General features: G+C 62.9%; 18 protein-coding genes. 4 read left to right on the forward strand and 14 right to left on the reverse strand.

The window, feature by feature from the left end; genetic code table 11:
• Positions 1-126 precede the first annotated feature (126 nt).
• The 5 genes from pyk to gcl form a co-directional block, all read right to left on the reverse strand.
• Positions 127-1,542 carry a pyruvate kinase gene (gene pyk / locus JKP78_RS21820; RefSeq protein ID WP_200627578.1) on the reverse strand — a complete coding sequence of 472 codons (1,416 nt, stop codon included), beginning with the start codon at positions 1,540-1,542 and terminating at the stop codon, positions 127-129.
• Positions 1,539-2,813 (reverse strand): glycerate kinase type-2 family protein, encoded by a 1,275-nt coding sequence (locus JKP78_RS21825; RefSeq protein ID WP_186688443.1) that lies wholly within the window; start codon positions 2,811-2,813, stop codon positions 1,539-1,541. Before JKP78_RS21825 ends, pyk begins: the two co-directional genes overlap by 4 nt.
• A 258-nt stretch (positions 2,814-3,071) precedes the next feature.
• On the reverse strand, positions 3,072-3,965 hold the full coding sequence (locus tag JKP78_RS21830; protein WP_170031019.1) for a 2-hydroxy-3-oxopropionate reductase: 894 nt from the start codon (positions 3,963-3,965) through the stop codon (positions 3,072-3,074).
• Positions 3,966-4,117: 152 nt separating this feature from the next.
• On the reverse strand, positions 4,118-4,900 hold the full coding sequence (gene hyi, locus JKP78_RS21835) for a hydroxypyruvate isomerase (protein ID WP_200627581.1): 783 nt from the start codon (positions 4,898-4,900) through the stop codon (positions 4,118-4,120).
• A gap of 69 nt (positions 4,901-4,969) precedes the next feature.
• A complete protein-coding gene (gene gcl / locus JKP78_RS21840) occupies positions 4,970-6,745 on the reverse strand; it encodes a glyoxylate carboligase (protein WP_186688437.1) in 1,776 nt (591 codons plus the stop codon).
• Between the two features lie 256 nt (positions 6,746-7,001).
• Here gcl and JKP78_RS21845 point away from each other — a divergent pair, with 256 nt between their 5' ends.
• A complete protein-coding gene (locus JKP78_RS21845) occupies positions 7,002-7,442 on the forward strand; it encodes a GlcG/HbpS family heme-binding protein (protein ID WP_170031013.1) in 441 nt (146 codons plus the stop codon).
• A 123-nt stretch (positions 7,443-7,565) separates the two neighbouring features.
• Here JKP78_RS21845 and JKP78_RS21850 read toward each other — a convergent pair whose 3' ends face one another.
• Positions 7,566-8,177, reverse strand: coding sequence for a TetR/AcrR family transcriptional regulator (locus JKP78_RS21850; protein ID WP_013973538.1), 612 nt, complete (start codon positions 8,175-8,177; stop codon positions 7,566-7,568).
• Positions 8,178-8,309: 132 nt separating this feature from the next.
• Between JKP78_RS21850 and JKP78_RS21855 the strand changes: the two genes are divergently transcribed.
• Complete coding sequence (locus JKP78_RS21855; RefSeq protein ID WP_186688435.1) at positions 8,310-9,224, forward strand: DUF808 domain-containing protein; 915 nt, start codon at positions 8,310-8,312, stop codon at positions 9,222-9,224.
• Positions 9,225-9,342: 118 nt separating this feature from the next.
• On the opposite strand, the gene JKP78_RS21860 is transcribed toward JKP78_RS21855, so the two are convergent.
• The 7 genes from JKP78_RS21860 to puuE form a co-directional block, all read right to left on the reverse strand.
• Entirely contained in the window at positions 9,343-10,125 is a 783-nt protein-coding gene (locus JKP78_RS21860; RefSeq protein WP_186688433.1) for an outer membrane protein OmpK, read from the reverse strand.
• A 350-nt stretch (positions 10,126-10,475) separates the two neighbouring features.
• On the reverse strand, positions 10,476-11,261 hold the full coding sequence (locus JKP78_RS21865) for an outer membrane protein OmpK (protein WP_170031007.1): 786 nt from the start codon (positions 11,259-11,261) through the stop codon (positions 10,476-10,478).
• A 153-nt stretch (positions 11,262-11,414) separates the two neighbouring features.
• On the reverse strand, positions 11,415-12,767 hold the full coding sequence (locus JKP78_RS21870; protein ID WP_200627584.1) for a nucleobase:cation symporter-2 family protein: 1,353 nt from the start codon (positions 12,765-12,767) through the stop codon (positions 11,415-11,417).
• Between the two features lie 209 nt (positions 12,768-12,976).
• Entirely contained in the window at positions 12,977-14,305 is a 1,329-nt protein-coding gene (locus JKP78_RS21875) for a urate hydroxylase PuuD (protein ID WP_186688429.1), read from the reverse strand.
• Positions 14,306-14,364: 59 nt separating this feature from the next.
• Entirely contained in the window at positions 14,365-14,868 is a 504-nt protein-coding gene (locus JKP78_RS21880) for an ureidoglycolate lyase (RefSeq protein WP_056801462.1), read from the reverse strand.
• A 57-nt stretch (positions 14,869-14,925) separates the two neighbouring features.
• Positions 14,926-15,441: a 2-oxo-4-hydroxy-4-carboxy-5-ureidoimidazoline decarboxylase gene (gene uraD, locus JKP78_RS21885; protein ID WP_170031001.1), complete on the reverse strand. Its 516-nt coding sequence runs from the start codon at positions 15,439-15,441 to the stop codon at positions 14,926-14,928.
• On the reverse strand, positions 15,441-16,367 hold the full coding sequence (puuE, locus tag JKP78_RS21890) for an allantoinase PuuE (RefSeq protein ID WP_200627585.1): 927 nt from the start codon (positions 16,365-16,367) through the stop codon (positions 15,441-15,443). Before puuE ends, uraD begins: the two co-directional genes overlap by 1 nt.
• Positions 16,368-16,775: 408 nt before the next feature.
• Between puuE and uraH the strand changes: the two genes are divergently transcribed.
• Complete coding sequence (gene uraH / locus JKP78_RS21895; RefSeq protein WP_170030997.1) at positions 16,776-17,129, forward strand: hydroxyisourate hydrolase; 354 nt, start codon at positions 16,776-16,778, stop codon at positions 17,127-17,129.
• Between the two features lie 303 nt (positions 17,130-17,432).
• Here uraH and JKP78_RS21900 read toward each other — a convergent pair whose 3' ends face one another.
• On the reverse strand, positions 17,433-18,782 hold the full coding sequence (locus JKP78_RS21900) for an NCS2 family permease (RefSeq protein WP_186688427.1): 1,350 nt from the start codon (positions 18,780-18,782) through the stop codon (positions 17,433-17,435).
• A gap of 284 nt (positions 18,783-19,066) precedes the next feature.
• On the opposite strand from JKP78_RS21900, the gene JKP78_RS21905 reads away from it, so the two are divergent.
• Positions 19,067-19,822 carry a GntR family transcriptional regulator gene (locus tag JKP78_RS21905; RefSeq protein ID WP_170030993.1) on the forward strand — a complete coding sequence of 252 codons (756 nt, stop codon included), beginning with the start codon at positions 19,067-19,069 and terminating at the stop codon, positions 19,820-19,822.
• The last annotated feature ends 41 nt before the right edge of the window (positions 19,823-19,863 follow it).

Consider the following 19,863-nt stretch of genomic DNA (forward strand, 5'->3'; position numbering starts at 1 on the left):
GAGGGCTGCGCCCTCCGATCGCGACGCAAGGCCGCTCCTACAGGGATCGCGCAAGCCTGAAGGTGTCGCGGTCCGTGTAGGAGCGGCCTTGTGTCGCGAAACGGGCGCAAAGCGCCCGCAAAAATCTCAGATCAAGGTCTCGATCCGCAGCGTATTAGTCGACCCCGGCTTGCCGAACGGCACACCGGCGGTGATCAGCAACGTGTCGCCACGGCTGGCCATGCCTTGCGCCTGGGCAATCTCCAAAGCAGTCGAAACCACTTCGTCCACCTGGCGCAGGCGGTCATTGACCACCGAATGTACGCCCCACGCCACGCTCAGGCGGCGTGCGGTGTTCAGGTTCGGCGTCAGGTTGAGGATCGGTGCCCGCGGGCGCTCGCGCGCAGCTCGCAAGGTCGAGGCGCCCGACTCGCTGTAATTGACCAGCACTGCCACCGGCAGGATGCCGCTGATCCGGCGGATCGCGCAGCTGATGGCGTCCGACACGGTGGCTTCGGCCTTCGGCCGACCCACGTCGAGCTGGGCCTGGTAGTCCGGGCCATTCTCCACCTGGCGGATGATCTTGCTCATCATCTGCACGGCTTCCAGCGGGTAGTCACCCGAGGCGGTCTCGGCCGACAGCATCACCGCGTCGGCACCCTCGGCCACGGCGTTGGCCACGTCGGTGACTTCGGCACGGGTCGGGGCCGGCGAGAAGCGCATGGATTCGAGCATCTGCGTGGCCACCACCACCGGTTTGCCCAGCTGGCGGCAGGTGCCGATGATGCGCTTCTGGATCTGCGGCACGCTTTCCGCCGGCACTTCCACGCCGAGGTCGCCACGGGCCACCATGATCGCGTCCGACAGCTCGGCGATGGCTTGCAGTTGCTCGACTGCCGAGGGCTTCTCGATCTTCGCCATCAGGTAGGCACGGTCACCGATCAGTTGGCGTGCTTCAGTGATGTCTTCCGGACGCTGGACGAACGACAGGGCCACCCAGTCCACACCCAGTTCCAGGCCGAAGGCCAGGTCACGGCGGTCTTTTTCGGTGAGCGGCGAAAGGTCGAGTACCGCTTGCGGCACGTTGACCCCTTTGCGGTCGGACAGCTCGCCACCGGCCAGCACTTCGGTGTCGATGGCGTCGCTGTGCTTGGCCGTGACGCGCAGGCGCAGCTTGCCGTCGTCGAGCAGCAGGTCCATGCCTGGTTCGAGGGCGGCAATGATTTCGGGGTGCGGCAGGTTCACCCGGCGGCTGTCGCCCGGGGCCTTGTCCAGGTCCAGGCGCAGGGCCTGGCCGCGTTGCAGCTGGACCTTGCCTTCGGCAAAGCGGCCAACGCGCAGCTTCGGCCCTTGCAGGTCCATGAGAATGCCCAGCGGGTAGTTCAGTTGCTGCTCGACCTCGCGAATCCACTGGTAGCGCAGGGCGTGGTCGGCGTGTTCGCCGTGGCTGAAGTTGAGGCGGAAGATGTTCACCCCGGCTTCGACCAGTTGGCGGATATCGTCGATGCCTTTGATCGCAGGGCCGAGGGTGGCGAGGATCTTAACTTTTTTATCAGGCGTCATGATTGGGCAGTCTCGAGAATCAGGATGGCGCGGAAGTCGTTGACGTTGGTGCGGGTTGGCTCGGTGACGATCAGTGCATCCAGCGCGGCGAAATAGCCGTAGCCGTTGTTGTTGTCCAGCTCGTCGCTGGCCGACAGGCCCAGCGCTTCGGCGCGGGCGTAGCTGCTCGGGGTCATGAAGGCGCCGGCGTTATCTTCCGAGCCATCGATGCCGTCGGTGTCGCCGGCCAGGGCATACACCCCTGGCAGGCCCTTGAGGCTCTCGGTCAGGCTGAGCAGAAATTCGGCGTTGCGCCCGCCACGGCCATTGCCACGTACGGTGACGGTGGTTTCGCCGCCGGACAGGATCACGCATGGCGCCTTCAGCGGCTGGCCATGCTGGACGATCTGCCGGGTGATGCCGGCATGCACCTTGGCCACTTCGCGCGACTCGCCTTCCAGGTCGCCGAGGATCAGCGGGCTGAACCCGGCCTGGCGTGCCTTGACTGCAGCGGCCTCGAGCGACTGCTGGGGCTTGGCGATCAGCTGGAAGTGGCTGCGGGCCAGGGCCGGGTCATCGGCCTTGACGGTTTCCGAGGCCGGGTTGTTGAGCCAGTCGATGACCGCTTTGGGGGCCTCGATGTTGTAGCGCTTGAGGATGGCCAGGGCATCAGCCGAGGTGCTCGGGTCGGCCACGGTGGGGCCGGACGCGATCACCGTGGCGAGGTCGCCGGGAACATCGGAAATGGCATAGGTGTAGACCGTGGCCGGCCAGCAGGCCTTGGCCAGGCGGCCGCCCTTGATCGCCGAGAGGTGCTTGCGCACGCAGTTCATCTCGCCGATGGTGGCGCCGGACTTGAGCAGCGCCTTGTTGATCTGTTGCTTGTCGGCCAGGGTAAGGCCCTCGGCAGGCAGGGCCAGCAACGCCGAACCACCGCCAGACAGCAGGAAGATGACGCGGTCGTCTTCGTTGAGGTCGCTGACCAGGTCCAGCACGCGCTTGGCCACGGCCAGGCCGGCGGCATCGGGGACCGGGTGAGCGGCTTCGACCACTTCGATCTTCTGGCAGTTGGCGCCATGGCCGTATCGGGTGACGACCAGGCCGGAGACTTCGCCCTGCCAGCTTTTTTCGACCACTTCGGCCATGGCGGCGGCGGCCTTGCCGGCGCCGATGACGATGACCCGGCCGCTACGGTCGGCGGGCAGGTAGGGTTCGAGGACTTGGCGCGGGTGGGCGGCGGCGATGGCTGTGTCGAACAGCTCGCGGAGAAGTTTTTGCGGATCGACCGACATGGCAGGCTCCCAGTTTATTGTTGTTCGCACAATCAAGAACGCCCCTGGAACTGCCTCCGTGCAGGCCGAACCAGGGGCGGGTGTTGCTCGGGTTCACCGCTGGGACTGTGGTCGCAGGTTCAACGGTGTGGATCTGGAATCCTGGGGGCGCTTTGCGCCCCTTTCGCGACGCAAGGCCGCTCCTACAAGGGATCGCGTACCGCTTGCAGGAGCGGCCTTGTGTCGCGAAAGGGCTGCGCGGCAGCCCCCGGATTCGCATTACTTGTCGTCGCGGATCGAGAAGTTGGCCATGTGCTCCAGGCCTTTGATCAGCGCCGAGTGGTCCCAGTTACCGCCGCCCAGGGCCTGGCAGGTGTTGAACACTTGCTGGGCATTGGAAGTGTTGGGCAGGTTGATGCCCAATTCCTTGGCGCCTTGCAGGGCCAGGTTGAGGTCCTTCTGGTGCAGGTTGATGCGGAAGCCTGGGTCGAAGGTGCCCTTGATCATGCGCTCGGCATGCACTTCGAGGATCTTCGACGAGGCGAAGCCACCCATCAGCGCTTCACGCACCTTGGCAGGATCGGCACCATTCCTGGCGGCGAACAGCAGGGCTTCGGCCACGGCCTGGATGTTCAGGGCAACGATGATCTGGTTGGCCACCTTGGCGGTCTGGCCGTCGCCGTTGCCACCCACGCGGGTGATGTTCTTGCCCATGGCTTCGAACAGCGGCAGGGTGCGCTCGAAGGCCTTCGGGCAGCCGCCGACCATGATGCTCAGGGTCGCGGCCTTGGCACCCACTTCACCACCGGATACCGGGGCGTCCAGGTAGGCAGCGCCAGTGGCCTTGATCTTTTCGGCAAAGGCTTTGGTCGCGGTCGGCGAGATCGAGCTCATGTCGATCACTACCTTGTTCGGGCCCACGCCCTCGGCCACGCCGTTTTCACCGAACAGGACGCTTTCGACCTGTGGGGTGTCCGGCACCATGATGATGATGAACTCGGCTTCCTGGGCCACTTCTTTCGGGTTGGCCAGGGCCACTGCGCCAGCGGCGATCAGGTCGGCTGGGGCGGCGTCGTGGTGGGTGGAAACGAAGATGCTGTGACCTGCCTTTTGCAGGTTCTGCGCCATGGGCTTGCCCATGATGCCGGTGCCGAGGAAACCGATTTTAGCCATGAGAATGTGCCTCTTTGTATTTGTGATATCTCAAGCGAGCCTTGGCCCCCTGTGGGAGCGGGCTTGCCCGCGACGCAGACAACTCGGTGGGTGGCACCGGCTTCGCCGGTGTTCGCGGGCATGCCCGCTCCCACAGTGTTCCGCGTTGTTTCTTAAATTGCGTTATGGGTCTTCAGCCAGCCCAGGCCCGCTTCGGTGGTGGTCAGCGGCTTGTACTCCGCGCCCACCCAGCCCTGGTAGCCGATGCGGTCCAGGTGCTCGAACAGGAAGCGGTAGTTGATCTCGCCGGTGCCGGGTTCGTTACGGCCCGGGTTGTCGGCCAGCTGGATGTGGTTGATCAGCTTCAGGTTGGCTTCCATGGTGCGTGCCAGGTCACCTTCCATGATCTGCATGTGGTAGATGTCGTACTGCAGGAACAGGTTGTCGCTGCCCACTTCGGCCTGGATTTCCAGGGCCTGTTTGGTGGTGTTCAGGTAGAAGCCGGGGATGTCGCGGGTGTTGATCATTTCCATGACCAGGCGGATCCCGGCGGCTTTCAGCTTGTCGGCGGCGTAGCGCAGGTTCTCCACGAAGGTCTTGCGCACGGTGGCGCAGTCCGGGCCTTGTGGGCGAATGCCGGCCAGGCAGTTGACCTGGGTGTTGCCCAGCACCTTGGCGTATTCGATGGCCTTGTCGACCCCGGCGCGGAACTCCGCGACGCGGTCCGGGTGGCAGGCGATGCCACGCTCGCCTTTGGCCCAGTCGCCGGCCGGCAGGTTGAACAGCACCTGGGTCAGGCCGTTGGCCTCCAGCTGCTGCTTGATCTCGGCGGCGCTGAAGTCATACGGGAAGAGGTATTCGACGCCGCTGAAACCAGCATCGGCGGCAGCCTTGAAGCGGGCCAGGAAGTCCTGTTCGGTGAACAGCATGGACAGGTTGGCAGCGAAGCGAGGCATGGTGTGTCTCCTTGCGGTGAAGGCCCCCGGCGCCCCTGCAACAGGGGCCGGCACGGGGGCGTCAGGCGATCAGTCCAGCAGCGAGATGGCGGTTGGCGCGTCGTTGCCGACCAGGGCCAGGTCTTCGAACTCGTTGACCGCGTTGATCTCGGTGCCCATGGAAATGTTGGTGACGCGCTCGAGAATCACTTCGACCACCACCGGCACACGGAACTCTTCGGCCATCTTCTGTGCCTTGAGCAGGGCAGGGGCGATGTCTGCCGGCTCGAACACGCGGATGGCCTTGCAGCCCAGGCCCTCGACCACGGCAACGTGGTCGACACCGTAGGTGGCGGCGTCGGTGGCGTTGATGTTCTCGAACGCCAGTTGTACACAGTAATCCATGTCGAAGCCACGCTGTGCCTGACGGATCAGGCCGAGGTAGGCGTTGTTCACCAGCACGTGCACGTACGGCAGGTTGAACTGCGCGCCCACCGCCAGTTCTTCGATCATGAACTGGAAGTCGTAGTCACCCGACAGCGCGACCACCTTGCGTTTCGGGTCGGCCTTGACCACGCCCAGGGCAGCAGGGATGGTCCAGCCCAGCGGGCCGGCCTGGCCGCAGTTGATCCAGTGGCGTGGCTTGTACACGTGCAGGAACTGCGCACCGGCGATCTGCGACAAGCCGATGGTGCTGACGTAGCAGGTGTCCTTGCCGAACACCTGGTTCATCTCTTCGTAAACGCGTTGCGGCTTGACCGGCACGTTGTCGAAGTGGGTCTTGCGCTGCAGGCTGGCCTTGCGCTGCTGGCAGTCTTCCAGCCAGGCCTTGCGGCACTTCAGCTTGCCTGCGGCTTTCCACTCGCGGGCTACTTCGAGGAACACGTCCAGCGCCTTGCCGGCGTCGGAAACGATACCCAGGTCGGGGGTGAACACCCGGCCGATCTGGGTCGGCTCGATGTCGACGTGGATGAACTTGCGGCCTTCGGTGTAGACGTCGACCGAGCCGGTGTGGCGGTTGGCCCAACGGTTACCGATGCCGAACACCAGGTCGGATTTCAGCAGGGTGGCGTTGCCATAGCGGTGCGAGGTCTGCAGGCCGACCATGCCGACCATCTGCGCGTGGTCGTCAGGGATGGTGCCCCAGCCCATCAGGGTCGGGATGACCGGTACGCCGGTCAGTTCGGCGAACTCGACCAGCTTGTCGCTGGCGTCGGCGTTGATGACCCCACCACCGGCAACCAGCAACGGGCGCTCGGCGTCATTGAGCAGGGCCAGGGCTTTTTCGGCCTGTACCCGGGTGGCGGACGGCTTGTGCACGGGCAGCGGTTCGTAGGCGTCGATGTCGAACTCGATCTCGGCCATCTGCACGTCGAACGGCAGGTCGATCAGTACCGGGCCTGGGCGGCCGGTGCGCATTTCATAGAAGGCTTTCTGGAACGCATAAGGCACCTGGCCTGGCTCCAGAACGGTAGTGGCCCACTTGGTTACCGGCTTGACGATGTTGGTGATGTCGACCGCCTGGAAGTCTTCCTTGTGCAGGCGCGCGCGCGGCGCCTGGCCGGTGATGCAGAGGATCGGGATGGAGTCGGCCGAGGCACTATACAGGCCGGTGACCATGTCGGTGCCGGCTGGGCCGGAGGTACCGATGCACACGCCGATGTTGCCCGGGTTGGCGCGGGTATAACCCTCGGCCATGTGCGAGGCGCCTTCGACGTGGCGAGCGAGGACGTGATCGATGCCACCGACTTTCTTCAGGGCCGAGTACAACGGGTTGATGGCAGCCCCCGGGATGCCGAACGCGGTATCTACACCTTCACGGCGCATGACCAGAACGGCTGCATCGATTGCTCTCATTTTGCTCATGGTTTGTGCCTCATCGATTTTGTAATTGTATACAACTTGCTTTGCGCCAGAGTGTATTCATGGCTGGCCGCTCAGGTCAACGGGTTTTCGTCGGCAGTGGATGCTTTCGTTCGAGCGCCCAAGAAAACGGGCGTTTGCATCATCGCATACGATCGTTTCAAAATATTGTATACAAAAATGCAACTCGTTGTGTTCTATTGGTCCTATTGTTTTCAACTGCCCTCAGGGCTTCTCACAACAAGAAGAGGACCTTTCCATGAACGCTTTGAACCTGAAAGTCGCGGTCAGCCTGGTGAATGCCGCGCTGGCGGCGGGCCGCAAGATCAATGCTGCACCGCTGACCGTGGCGGTACTGGACGCCGGCGGCCACCTGCTGGCGCTGCAACGCGAAGACGGTGCCAGCCTGATTCGCCCGCAGGTGGCTACTGGCAAGGCCTGGGGCGCGATTGCGCTGGGCAAGGGCTCGCGCTTGCTGGCGCTGGATGCGCAGCAACGGCCAGCGTTCTTTGCCGCGCTGAACGGCTTGGGTGAACGGCCGGTGGTGCCGGCGCCGGGTGGCGTGCTGGTGCGTGATCAGGACGGCAAGGTGCTGGGTGCCGTAGGGATCAGCGGGGATACGTCGGATATCGACGAGCAGTGCGCGATCAGTGCGATCGAGGAGGTGGGGTTGAGAGCGGATGCCGGTGTAGCAGCCTGATTCTCTATTGCCTGTTCAGGCCTATTCGCGGGTGAACCCGCTCCCACAGGACCATCACAGGCTTAGAAGCTCATGGTGCCTCTGTGGGAACGGGTTCATCCGCGCAGCAGCCAGCGCCGAGGGTCAGGCCACCTCGGGCTCACACCCCTTGAGTACCATGCGGATGATGGTCTCCGCCGCAGCGTCATAATCGCTGTCGGCCAGCTTGGCCTTGCCGGTCACCGCCGAGATCTGCCAGTCGAAATCGGCATAGGTCTGGGTCGCTGCCCAGATGCTGAACATCAGGTGATGCGCGTCGACGTGGGCGATCTGCCCGCGGTCGATCCAGCGCTGGATGCATTCGATGTTGTGCCGGGCCTGCTCGTTCAACTGCGCCACCTGGTTCGGCGACAGGTGCGGGGCACCGTGCATGATCTCGCTGGCGAACACCTTGGACGCATGCGGCAGGTCGCGCGAAATGCGGATCTTCGAGCGAATGTAGGCACTCAGCACTTCTTTCGGGTCGCCGTCGGCATTGAACGGGGTCGACGCCTGCATGATCGGCGCGATGATGCTTTCCAGCACCTCGCGGTAGAGGTTGTCCTTGGACTTGAAGTAATAATACACGTTCGGCTTGGGCAGGCCGGCCTTGGCCGCGATATCGCTGGTCTTGGTGGCGGCGAAGCCCTTGTCGGCGAATTCCTCGCTGGCCGCGCGCAGGATCAGTTCCTTGTTGCGCTCGCGAATGGTGCTCATGGTCAGGGATCTTCCTCGTGTCTGGCCACCTCTAAGAGGGATCGGGCATGGTAGCACCGGGCTCGACGGGGGCTCAAGGCAGCGGCTTTGCGCTAGAATCGGCAGCATTCATTCATCCGGAAGCAGACAAACATGGCAGGAAGCAGTCTACTGGTACTGATCGACGACATCGCCACGGTGCTCGATGACGTCTCGCTGATGACCAAGGTCGCGGCAAAAAAGACCGCAGGGGTGCTGGGCGATGACCTGGCGCTGAACGCCCAGCAGGTCACCGGCGTGCGCGCCGATCGCGAGCTGCCGGTGGTGTGGGCGGTGGCCAAAGGGTCGTTGGTGAACAAGGCCATCCTGGTACCGGCGGCGCTGTTGATCAGTGCGTTCATTCCCTGGGCGGTGATACCGCTGCTGATGCTCGGCGGTGCCTACCTGTGCTTTGAGGGCTTCGAGAAGCTGGCGCACAAGTTCCTGCACAGCAAGGAGGAGGATGAGGCGCAGCACGAGGCCCACAAGGAAGCTGTGGCGGACGCCAATGTCGACCTGGTGGCGTACGAGAAAACCAAGATCAAGGGCGCGGTGCGCACCGACTTCATCCTTTCGGCGGAAATCATCGCCATTACCCTGGGCATCGTCGCTGACTCACCGTTGAGCCAGCAGATCATCGTGCTGTCGGGCATCGCGGTGGTCATGACCATCGGTGTGTACGGGCTGGTGGGCGGCATCGTCAAGCTCGATGACCTCGGGCTGTGGATGACCCGCAAGGCATCACGCCTGGCCCAGGCGGTGGGTAACGGCATCTTGTGGGCCGCGCCGTACATGATGAAGAGCCTGTCGGTGATCGGCACTGCGGCGATGTTCCTGGTCGGCGGCGGAATCCTGGTGCATGGCATCGCGCCGCTGCATCACGCCATCGAGGCGATCAGTGAAGGGCGTGGCGGGGCGTTGACCGTAGCGCTGCTGAATGGCGGCGTCGGGGTTGTGGCCGGTGCGGTGGTGCTGGCCCTGGTAAGCCTGGCAGGGAAACTGTGGCGGGCGGTTCGGCCGGCCAATTGAGGTGCGTGGCCGGGGCGTAGCCCCGGTTCGCGGGTAAACCCGCTCCTACACGGTGCGCTGCGCCTGTGGGAGCGAGGTTGGTAGCGAATGGGCCGCAACGCGGCCCCGAAGGTTCAACTCAGAAATGAACCTTGAGCAAGAAGCTCATGGTGTTCTGGTCAGTAGTAAAGGCATCGGAATCCTTGATGCCGTACTTGTTCTTCCAGTAGTCGTATTCCACACCCACGTACAACTGCTTCTCACCCAGGTGCAAGGCCTTGCCCAGGTCGTACTTGATCTGCGGGTTGAAGTGCAGGTTGGCCTGGTAGGTGCCGCGACGGTTCTCGTCGTTGTCCACCACCCAGTCCATGAAGCCGTCGATCAGCACGTCGGAAGAACCGACCGGGATGGTGTACGACCACACCGGGGTAATCTGCCATACATTGTCGCCAGCGCGGCTGCCATCGGTGGTGCGGTTGTAGAAGTTCAGCTGGAAGTAGTCGAACCCGGGGATGGCCAGGTCGAAGCCGGGGCCGATCAGGTACGACTCGGTGTCACCCTCGCCAAACTCGTAGGTCATCGCCAGCAACACATCCTTGACCGGGCCGAACTCGAGCTTCTGATCGAAGATCTTGCCGAAGGACAGGCGCGGGCTGATCTCGCCATAGTAGGTGTTCGGGCCGTTGCCGGCGTCTTTCTGGCCCTGGTAGAAGATCTTGTCGACGAAGATGAAGTTGTCGCCATACTTCCAGGCGTCGGCGTGCTCGAAGGTGAGCGTTTGCTGGATCGCCGGGTTGACCTTGAAGTTCTTGCCCCACAGGTAGGTCAGGCTGTTGTTCTGCCATTGCAGCAGGTCGCCGCCAAAGGTGGTGCCGCAGGCCAGCAGGCCGCCGGCGAGGATCAGGCTGTTGATGGTACGCATTGCGAATTTCGCTCCCTTGATTGATCTGTTGTCAGCGCGTTATCGCGCTTTTTTTGTCTTTCGAGTCAGTTTTTTTCGATAGGCCACAGCTGTTTGGCAAGGGTTGAGCCAACTTTCCCGGGCTGGCAAAACCTTCCTGCTCGACTTCGTTCTGAACGGATGAAAAGGGTCTTTCAGGCTGGCAACACGTTGGCCAACCGCCCGTATTCATTGACTGAGCGGTCAGTAAACGCAGGCAGAATCCGTTCTGCCCTGATCGAGGGGGCGCGCAGATTACTGGCTTGCGCGCCTTGCCTCAAGTGCTCCGTCCTGGAGCGCGACGGACCAAACTTGTGCGTTTGGTCAACTTCTTAGAAGTGCACCTTGACCAGCGCACTGGTGACGCTCTGGTTGCTGTCGACGTTGCCTTGGCTGTCGATGCCGTACTTGTCCTTCCAGTAGCTGTACTCGATGCCCACGTACAGCTGCTTGGCGCCCAGGCCGAGGGCTTTGCCCAGGTCGTACTTGACCTGCGGGTTGAACTGCAGGTTGGCGTGGTAGGTCCCGCGACGGGTCTGGTCGTTGTCCACCACCCAGTCCATGTAACCGTCGATCAGAATGTCGGACTTGCCCACGGGCACGGTGTAGGACCAGGCCGGGGTGATCTGCCAGACGTTGTCACCGGGGCGGCTGCCTTCGGTGTTACGCAGGTAGAAATTCAGGGTGAAATAGTTGAAGCCGGGGATGGCCAGGTCGAAGCCAGGGCCGATCAGGTAGGCCTCGTTGTCGCCCTCGCCGCGCTCGTAGGTCATGGCGACCAGCACATCCTTGATCGGGCCCAGTTCGAACTTGTGGCCGGTGATCTTGCCCAGCGACAGGCGCGGGCTGAACTCCCCGTAGTAGCTGGTGACGCCTTTGCCGGGGTCGGCCTTGCCGTTGTAGAAGACCTTGTCGACGAACATGAAGGTGTCGCCGTACTTCCATTTGTTGGCGTGCTCGAAGGTGATCGTCTGCTGGATGCGGGGGTTGACCTTGAAGTCCTTGCCATACAGGTAGGTCAGGCTTTCGCCGTGCCACTGCAGCCATTCCCCGGCGTGGGCGGGGAGGGTGGCCAGCAGGCTGCTGCCCAGCAAGAGGGACGAGGTGATGCGTTTCATGTTGTGGTTCCCGGACTTATTGTTTTTGTTGGGTTTTTTTGGCGCGCAGGCGCCCCGGGCGGCCCATTCCGGCGGGCCGACGGTACAGCGTTTACGACGAGGTCGAGGCGGGGGCGGCTATGCGCCGCCCCCTGTTGCTCCAGGCGGGTTGCTTCAGTGCTGATGGCAGGCGTTGTGCGCCGCGCGATCGGCACCGCCGAGGATGTTGAACAGCACGTTGAGCACCAGCGCACTGACCGTGGCCATGGCGATGCCACTGTGGGTGATGGGTTCCATCCACTGCGGCATCTGGGCGAAGAACTCCGGGCGCACCACGGGGATCAGCCCGAAGCCGACGCTCACCGCGACCAGCAACTGGTTGCGGCGGTCGCCGATGTCCGCCTCCTGCAGAATCTTGATCCCGGTGGCGGTAACCATGCCGAACATGGCGATGGAGGCGCCGCCCAGTACCGCAGGCGGGATCGAGGCAATCAGCAAGGCGGCCTTGGGCAGCAAGCTGAGCAGGATCAACAGCGCGCCAGCCACCACGGTGACATAGCGGCAGCGTACCCCGGTCATCTGCACCAGGCCGATATTCTGGGCGAACGAGGAGTGGGTGAAGGTGTTGAAGAAGCCGGCGACGAAGGACGCCCCGGCATCGCACAACAGGCCGCGACGCAGCATGCCTGGGGTCACTTCACGGCCGGTCACCTTGCCCAGCGCCAGGAACATGCCAGTGGACTCGACGAAGATGATCACCACCACCAGGCACATGGACAGGATCGGTGCCAGGCTGAAGGTCGGCATGCCGAAGTGCAGTGGGGTGACCACTTGCAGCCACGGTGCCTGGCTCAGGCCCGACAGGTCGACCATGCCGATGGCACCGGCCAGGATATAGCCCAGGCCCATGCCGACCAGCACCGACACGTTGACCCAGAACCCGCGCATGAAGCGGTTGATCAGCAGGATCACCGCCAGCACCAGGCCGGCCACCAACAGGAAGATCGGCGCACCGAAGGTGCCAGCCTGCTGGCCGCCGCCGGCCCAGTTGACTGCCACCGGGAACAGTGACAGGCCGATCGAGGTGATCACCGTGCCGGTGACCAGGGGTGGGAAGAACCGTACGACCTTGGACATGAATGGCGCGATCAGCATGCCGAAGAACCCGGCGGCGATGGTCGCGCCGAAGATCCCCTGCAGGCCCACGCCGGGCATGCCGGCCATGGCCACCATACTGCCGACGGCAGCGAAACTGGCCCCCATCATCACCGGCATGCGGATGCCCACCGGGCCGATACCGAATGACTGGATGATGGTGGCGACACCCGCTACCAGCAGGTCGGCGTTGATCAGGAAAGCGACTTCTTCACGGGACAGCCCGGCGGCCTGGCCAATGATCAGCGGCACGGCGATCGCGCCACCGTACATCAGCAGGACATGTTGCAGGCCAACCAGGATCAGCTGGAACAGGGGCAAGGGCTCTCGCGGCGGCGCAACAGGGATATACGCCTTGCGTGACTCGGACATGCAGCACCTCGAGTTTTGTTTTTATTCTCGGATCCAAGCGCCGGCACCAAGCGGCAGGCTCACGCTGTGGAGAGCCTGGAGTTCCCGCCTGGGGCTGACGCTCGATGCTTGCTTGTTGCGTGAATCTTCAAGTTCGAGGCCGGTATTGCCGGCCTCTTCGCGGGTAAACCCGCTCCCACAGGGAGCGGTGTGATCCCGACGATTGTGTTTCAGTTGACCGGCGCGCCTTTGGCGATCCAGTCACCGACGAGCTTGCGCTCTTCGGTGGTCATCTGGGTGATGTTGCCCAGCGGCATGATCTGGCTGGCGACCGCTTGCGCCTGGATGCGCGCGGCCTGGGCCTGGATCTGCTGCGGGGTGTCGAACATCACGCCGGCAGGCGCGCTGCTGAACAGCGGGCTGGTCGGCTTGGACGAGTGGCACACGGTGCAGCGTTCCTGGATGACATTGTGGATCTTGTCGAAGCTCTCGCCGCCCGCCTGGGCCGTGGCCTGGGCTGGGGCTTCGGCGGGCGCGGCAGGTGCTGCGGCAGCCTTGGCGGCGTCCTCGGCGCGTTGCTCGGCAGCGGTCTTGCCACCAACAGCGGTCGCCGGCAGCGGCTGGTACTCGACCTTCGCTGCGGCCTGCTCAGGGCTGGAGGGCATCGGCTTGGGGCCGGTCACGTAGGCCAGGCAGATCATCGCCAGGGCACCGACCGGCAGGGTCCAGGCGTACTTGTTGCTGTCATGGCGGGTGTTGAAGTAGTGGCGGATGAGTACCGCGGCTACTGCAATACCGGCCAGGATCAGCCAGTTGTACTGGCTACCGTAGGTGCTCGGGAAGTGGTTGCTGATCATGATGAACAGCACCGGCAGGGTGAAGTAGTTGTTGTGGCGCGAGCGCAGCAGGCCCTTGGCAGGCAGTACCGGGTCGGGCGTCTGGTTGTTCTCGATTGCCGCCACCAGCTGGCGCTGGGCCGGCATGATGATGCGGAACACGTTGCCGACCATGATGGTGCCGATGATCGCGCCAGTGTGCAGGTACGCACCACGGCCGCTGAACACTAGGCTGAAGCCCCAGCAGGCGGCGATGATCAGCACGAACAGCACGGCACCGAGCAGCGCTGGCTTCTTGCCCAGGGGCGAGTCGCACAGGAAGTCGTAGATGAACCAGCCGGCGATCAGCGAGCCGATACCGATGGCCACGCCTTCGGCACCGCTCAGGGTGCTGCCAGGGGCCAGCAGGTACAGCGTCGGGTTCCAGTAGAACACCACGCACAGCAGGGCGATACCGGACATCCAGGTGAAGTAGGCTTCCCATTTGAACCAGTGCAGGTTCTCGGGCATTTTCGGTGGTGCGAGCTTGTATTTCTCCAGGTGGTAGATACCACCGCCGTGAATTGCCCAGAGATCACCCGACAACCCATCGCGCGGGTTGCTTCGGTTCAGGTGGTTCTCCAGCCAGACGAAGTAGAACGATGCACCGATCCAGGCTACGCCGGTGATCATGTGAACCCAGCGAATGCTCAGGTTCAGCCATTCGTGAAGGTGTGCTTCCACAGTATGTACCTCTTGCCGGTCACCCGCTCAGGCTGGGCCGTTGCATGACCGACCTTTTCTTATTGGTGGGGATTGAGGATCAGCATCTGTTCCTCGGTGAAGTAATGCTCGTCGCAGTTGTTGCCAGAACCGCTGCGATCAACCACCAGGAAGTCATCCCGCTTTTCGATCGTCAGCACCGGGTGGTGCCAGACGCCGCGATGGTAATTAACGCCCTGCCTGCCATTACTGCGGAAGGCTCGGACCAAGCCTGATACAGGTGCATCGCCAACCGGCGCGACCACGATCAGAAAGGGGTTGCCGAGCAGCGGGATGAAAGCCTGGCTGCCCAGCGGATGGCGTTCCAGCATGCGCACGGTCAGCGGCATGTCCAGCGCGTCGGCGCGGAAGATGCTGATGATCGCCTTGTCTTCAGGCTCGGCGGTTTCCACCGTGGCGAGCTTGTGGAAGCGCATGGTCGAGCCGTTGTTGATCATGAAGTGGTCGCTGCCATCGGTTTCGATCACGTCTCCGAAGGGGGCGAAGGCTTCTTTGCTCAGGGGCTCGATCATCAGGGTGCGCATGCGGATATCTCTTCTATGTTCGTTGTTCTGGTTCAGGTTCAAGGGTTGCCGCGCCGGTTACAGCTGCAGCAGGCGGAACAGCGCGATCAGGTTGATCTGCGCCAGGGCTTCCTTGAATTCGGCATCGGCGTCGTTGTGGATGCGCTTTTCGAAAGCGGCGAGGATCTGGTGCCGGTTGCTGCCTTTTACCGCCATGATGAACGGGAACTGGAATTTGGCCTTGTAGGCGTCGTTCAGCTCGGTGAAACGGGCGAATTCTTCCGCGGTGCACTGGTGGATACCGGCGCCGGCCTGCTCATTGGTGCTCGACTCGGTCAGTTCGCCTTGGATGGCTGCTTTGCCGGCCAGGTCCGGGTGCGCGTTGATCAGCGCCAGCTGCTCGGCGTGGCTGGCGCTGAGCAGGATGTCGCTCATGCGCTGGTGCAGCGCCTCGATCTCGTCCAGTTCTGCCAGCTGGCCCAGGTCGTAGGCTTTTTCCGCAACCCAGGGCGAGTGCTCGTAGATGTCGGCGAAGGCCTTGACGAAGGCTTCACGGTCCAGGGCGGATGGCTTGAGGGTCTTGAAGGCGGTCATCAGGCGTTCTCTTTCTGGTACGGGTGGGTGGTGTGCCAGTGGCGGGCGATGTCCACGCGACGGGCGAACCAGACCTGGTCATGGCTTTTGGCGTAGTCGACGAAGCGCTTCAGCGCGGCCAGGCGCGCCGGGCGCCCGACCAGGCGGCAATGCAGGCCGATCGACAGCATTTTCGGTGCTTCGGCACCTTCGGCGTACAGCACATCGAAGGCATCCTTGAGGTACTGGAAGAACTGCTCGCCGCAGTTGAAGCCTTGTACCTGGGTAAAGCGCATGTCGTTGGTGTCGAGGGTGTAGGGGATCACCAGGTGCGGCTTGCCGGTGGGGGTGTTCGGCTCCCAGTAGGGCAGGTCGTCGTCATAGGTGTCGCTGTCGTAGAGGAAGCCACCTTCCTCCATCACCAGGCGGCGGGTGTTCGGGCCGGTGCGGCCGGTGTACCAGCCCAGCGGGCGTTCGCCGGTGATTTCGGTAAGGATGCGGATGGCTTCGAGCATGTGCTCGCGCTCCTGGGCCTCGTCCATGTACTGGTAGTCGATCCAGCGGTAGCCGTGGCTGCAGATCTCATGGCCGGCTTCGACCATGGCGCGGATCACGTCGGGGTGGCGCTGGGCGGCCATGGCCACGGCGAAGATGGTCAGCGGTACGCCGCTGTCCTTGAACAGCTTCAGCAGGCGCCACACGCCGGCGCGGCTGCCGTACTCGTAGAGCGATTCCATGCTCATGTTGCGCACGCCCTGCAGCGGCTGGGCAGCGACCATTTCGGAGAGGAACGCTTCGGATTCCTTGTCCCCGTGCAGAATGTTGCGTTCGCCGCCTTCCTCGTAGTTGAGGACGAAAGACAGCGCGATGCGAGCGTTGCCCGGCCATTGCGGGTGAGGAGGGTTGTTGCCGTAACCGATCAGGTCGCGAGGATAGTCAGCGCTCACTGCAGTCTTCCTTCTTGTGCGTTTGTGCGGGGGTGGGCGGACCGCGTCGGGATGTCGCACCACCGGATGGGCTGATTGTATACAACTTCTGAAATCATTTGTAAGCCTGTTTTTCCGCATTTCTTCCCTTTTGTCGCTTGGCCGCGGCCCGGAATTTCATTGCAAGAAACCTGCCTGATTGGTCAGCTTGTGACGTTGTCGTCGGCTCGGAGCCTGAGTTGCCCGTGTATTTGCCAACAGAAGGGAGCGGCTGGGCGGGAAACGGCCGGTGAAGCGGATTGGTTCAAAAAATTGTGTACAATCTTTCGGCCAAATGTCTTAATGGTGTCCTTCCCGCACATCGATGGCCTTTGCCGTGATGCTGGCCGTGTATTTTTTGCCCACAGATTGAACAAGAGGCGACAAGCAATGGGACGTTTGACCACACACGTACTGGATGCCGCGCATGGCTGCCCGGGCAGCTCGATCAAGGTCGAGCTGTACCGTGTCGAAGGCCAGCAGCTGGAGCTGGTGAACACTGCCCTGACCAACAGCGATGGCCGCGTCGACGCGCCGCTGCTGCAGGGTGACGACTACCGCACCGGTGTCTACCAACTGCAGTTCAGTGCCGGCGATTACTACCGCGCCCGCGGCGTGCAGCTGCCGGCCCAGGCGTTCCTGGATGTTGTCGTGCTGCGTTTTGGCATTGACCAGCAGCAAGAGCACTACCACGTGCCACTGCTGATCTCGCCGTACAGCTATTCGACCTATCGTGGAAGCTAGTTGGTCGCTAGAAGAATCTTCGTAGGTCCTTGGCCCGCTCTCACACTGGCGGGCTTTTTTTCGTCTGCTGTTTGTCGCCGGCCAGCCAGTTGCCATCTGATCGCTAGCGTGGGCCCTTGTAGGAGCGGCCTTGTGTCGCGAAAGGGCTGCGCAGCAGCCCCGGCAATTTGTGCATCTGCGCTGCAACCCTGGGGCTGCTGCGCAGCCCTTTCGCGACACAAGGCCGCTCCTACAAAAGCCAGCAGATTGATGCCGGCCAAATAAAGAAAGGGCGCCGAGGCGCCCTTGGTTGCTGCAGCAGGGTCAGAGGAACACGAACTTGGCAATGAAGATCGCGCACAGCACCCACAGGCTGGCGGAGATTTCCTTGTACTTGCCGGTACCCGCCTTCAGCGCCACGTAGCTGATGAAGCCCAGGGCGATACCATCGGCAACGGAGAAGGTCAGCGGCATCATGATCACCGTGACGATCGCCGGAATGCTGTCGGTAGCTTCGTCCCAATGGATGTGGGCCATGCTGCCCATCATCAGCATCGCCACGTAGATCAGCGCACCGGCAGTCGCGTAGGCGGGAATCATCCCGGCCAGTGGTGCGAAGAACATCGCGGCAATGAACAGCACGCCGACCACCACCGCCGTCAGGCCGGTGCGGCCACCTGCGGCGACGCCGGCAGCACTCTCCACGTAACTGGTCACCGGCGGCACACCGACCACGGCACCGAACACGCTCGAAGCACTGTCGGCCTTCAACGCCCGCGACAGGTTTTCGATGCGCCCGTCCGGCGCCACCAGGTTGGCCCGCTGCGCCACGCCCATCAGGGTGCCGGCCGTGTCGAACATGTGCACGAAGAGGAACGCCAGCACCACGCTGATCATGCTGACGTTGAACACCCCGGCCACATCCATGGCCATCCAGGTCGGGGCCAGGCTCGGCGGCATCGACATCACCCCGCCAAACTTGACCAGGCCCAGGCCCCAGCCCGCCACGGTGACGCCGATGATGCTGATCAGGATCGCGCCGAACACCCGCTTGTAGCTTAGGATGGCGATCAGCAGGAAGCACAGTGCCGCCAGCAGCGGCCCCGGCTCGTGCAGCGAACCCAGCTTGATCAGGGTGGCGGGGCTGTCGACGATGATGCCTGCGGTCTTCAGGCCGATCAGCCCGAGAAACAGTCCGACACCGGCCCCCATGGCATGGCGCAGGCTGACCGGGATGCTGTTGAGCAACCATTCGCGCACTTTCGACAAGGTGAGGAACATGAACAGCACGCCCGAGACGAACACCGCCCCGAGTGCCGTTTCCCAGTTGTAGCCCATGGTGCCGACCACGGTGTAGGTGAAGAAGGCGTTGAGGCCCATGCCAGGCGCCAGGCCCACCGGCCAGTTGGCGTACAGGCCCATCAGCAGGCAGCCCAGTGCGGCGGCGATGCAGGTGGCGACGAAGGCGGCGCCGTGGTCGATGCCGGCGTCGGCCATGATGTTGGGGTTGACGAAGATGATGTAGGCCATGGTGATGAAGGTGGTCACCCCGGCAATCAGTTCGGTCCTGACGGTACTGCCGTGTTGCTTGAGTTTGAAAATCCGCTCCAGCCAGCTCGTTTCGAGCGGTGGGGCGAGATCCAGCGTAGGGGCTTCGGATTTGCGGCTTTCCACAGCAGGTACTCCTCAAGTCTTTCTTGTTGTTCTTGGGCCCGGTTCCTGCGCAATGCACTTGGCGGCCCCGCGAGGGAAGGCAGACGTCTGACCGCTTTTTGTTGACTTGCAGGTCAAGAAGTTGCTCGGTGGATTATGCTTTTGTGTACAAAGAATGCAAATAATGTTTTATCTTTTGTGTGCGCAATGTGGCGTACAACGGCTATATAGGTAAAAGGCCACCTGCAGAATCGGCTCAGCCTGTGTACAATGGCGCCATACTTTCCTTCGTGCCTCGAGAGCCCATGAACGAACAGCTGCAACCTCTGAAGAAACCTGCGCGCAACGGCAAGGCCGGGCGCAGTGGTACCCAGGACGACATCGTCTACGCGCATATCTTCGAGGCGATCCTCGAGCAGCGTCTGGCTCCGGGCACCAAGTTGAGCGAGGAAGCGCTGGGCGAGATCTTCGGCGTCAGCCGCACCATCATCCGCCGTGCCTTGTCGCGCCTGGCCCACGAAAGCGTGGTGCTGCTGCGGCCGAACCGTGGCGCGGTGGTGGCCAGCCCCACGGTGGAAGAAGCCCGTCAGGTGTTCTTCTCGCGGCGCATGGTCGAGCGGGCCATCACCGAGCTGGCGGTGCAGCACGCCACGCCAGAGCAGCTCAACGAACTGCGGCAGATGGTGCGCGACGAGCGCGACAGCTTTTCCCGCGGTGACCGGGGCGCCGGCATCCGCCTGTCCGGCGAGTTTCACCTCAAGCTGGCAGAGGCCGCCGGTAACGCGCCACTGGTCAGCTTCCAGCGCAGCCTGGTGTCGCAGACCTCGCTGATCATCGCCCAATACGAAAGCGGCAACCGCTCGCACTGCTCGTATGACGAGCACATGCAACTGATCGATGCCATCGAGGCGCGTGATGCCGAACAGGCCGTGAGCCTGATGATGCACCACATGGACCACATCGACAGCAAGCTGAACCTGGACGAGGAAAGCGCCTCGGACGACCTGCATGCGGTGTTTTCGCACCTGCTGAAAAAGCCCAAGGCAGCCGCCAAGGGTTGATCGTTTGCCGAAATGAACGAAGGGGCCGCTTGCGGCCCCTT

The organism is Pseudomonas sp. LAM2023, assembly GCF_016620375.1.
Classification (GTDB): domain Bacteria; phylum Pseudomonadota; class Gammaproteobacteria; order Pseudomonadales; family Pseudomonadaceae; genus Aquipseudomonas; species Aquipseudomonas anuradhapurensis.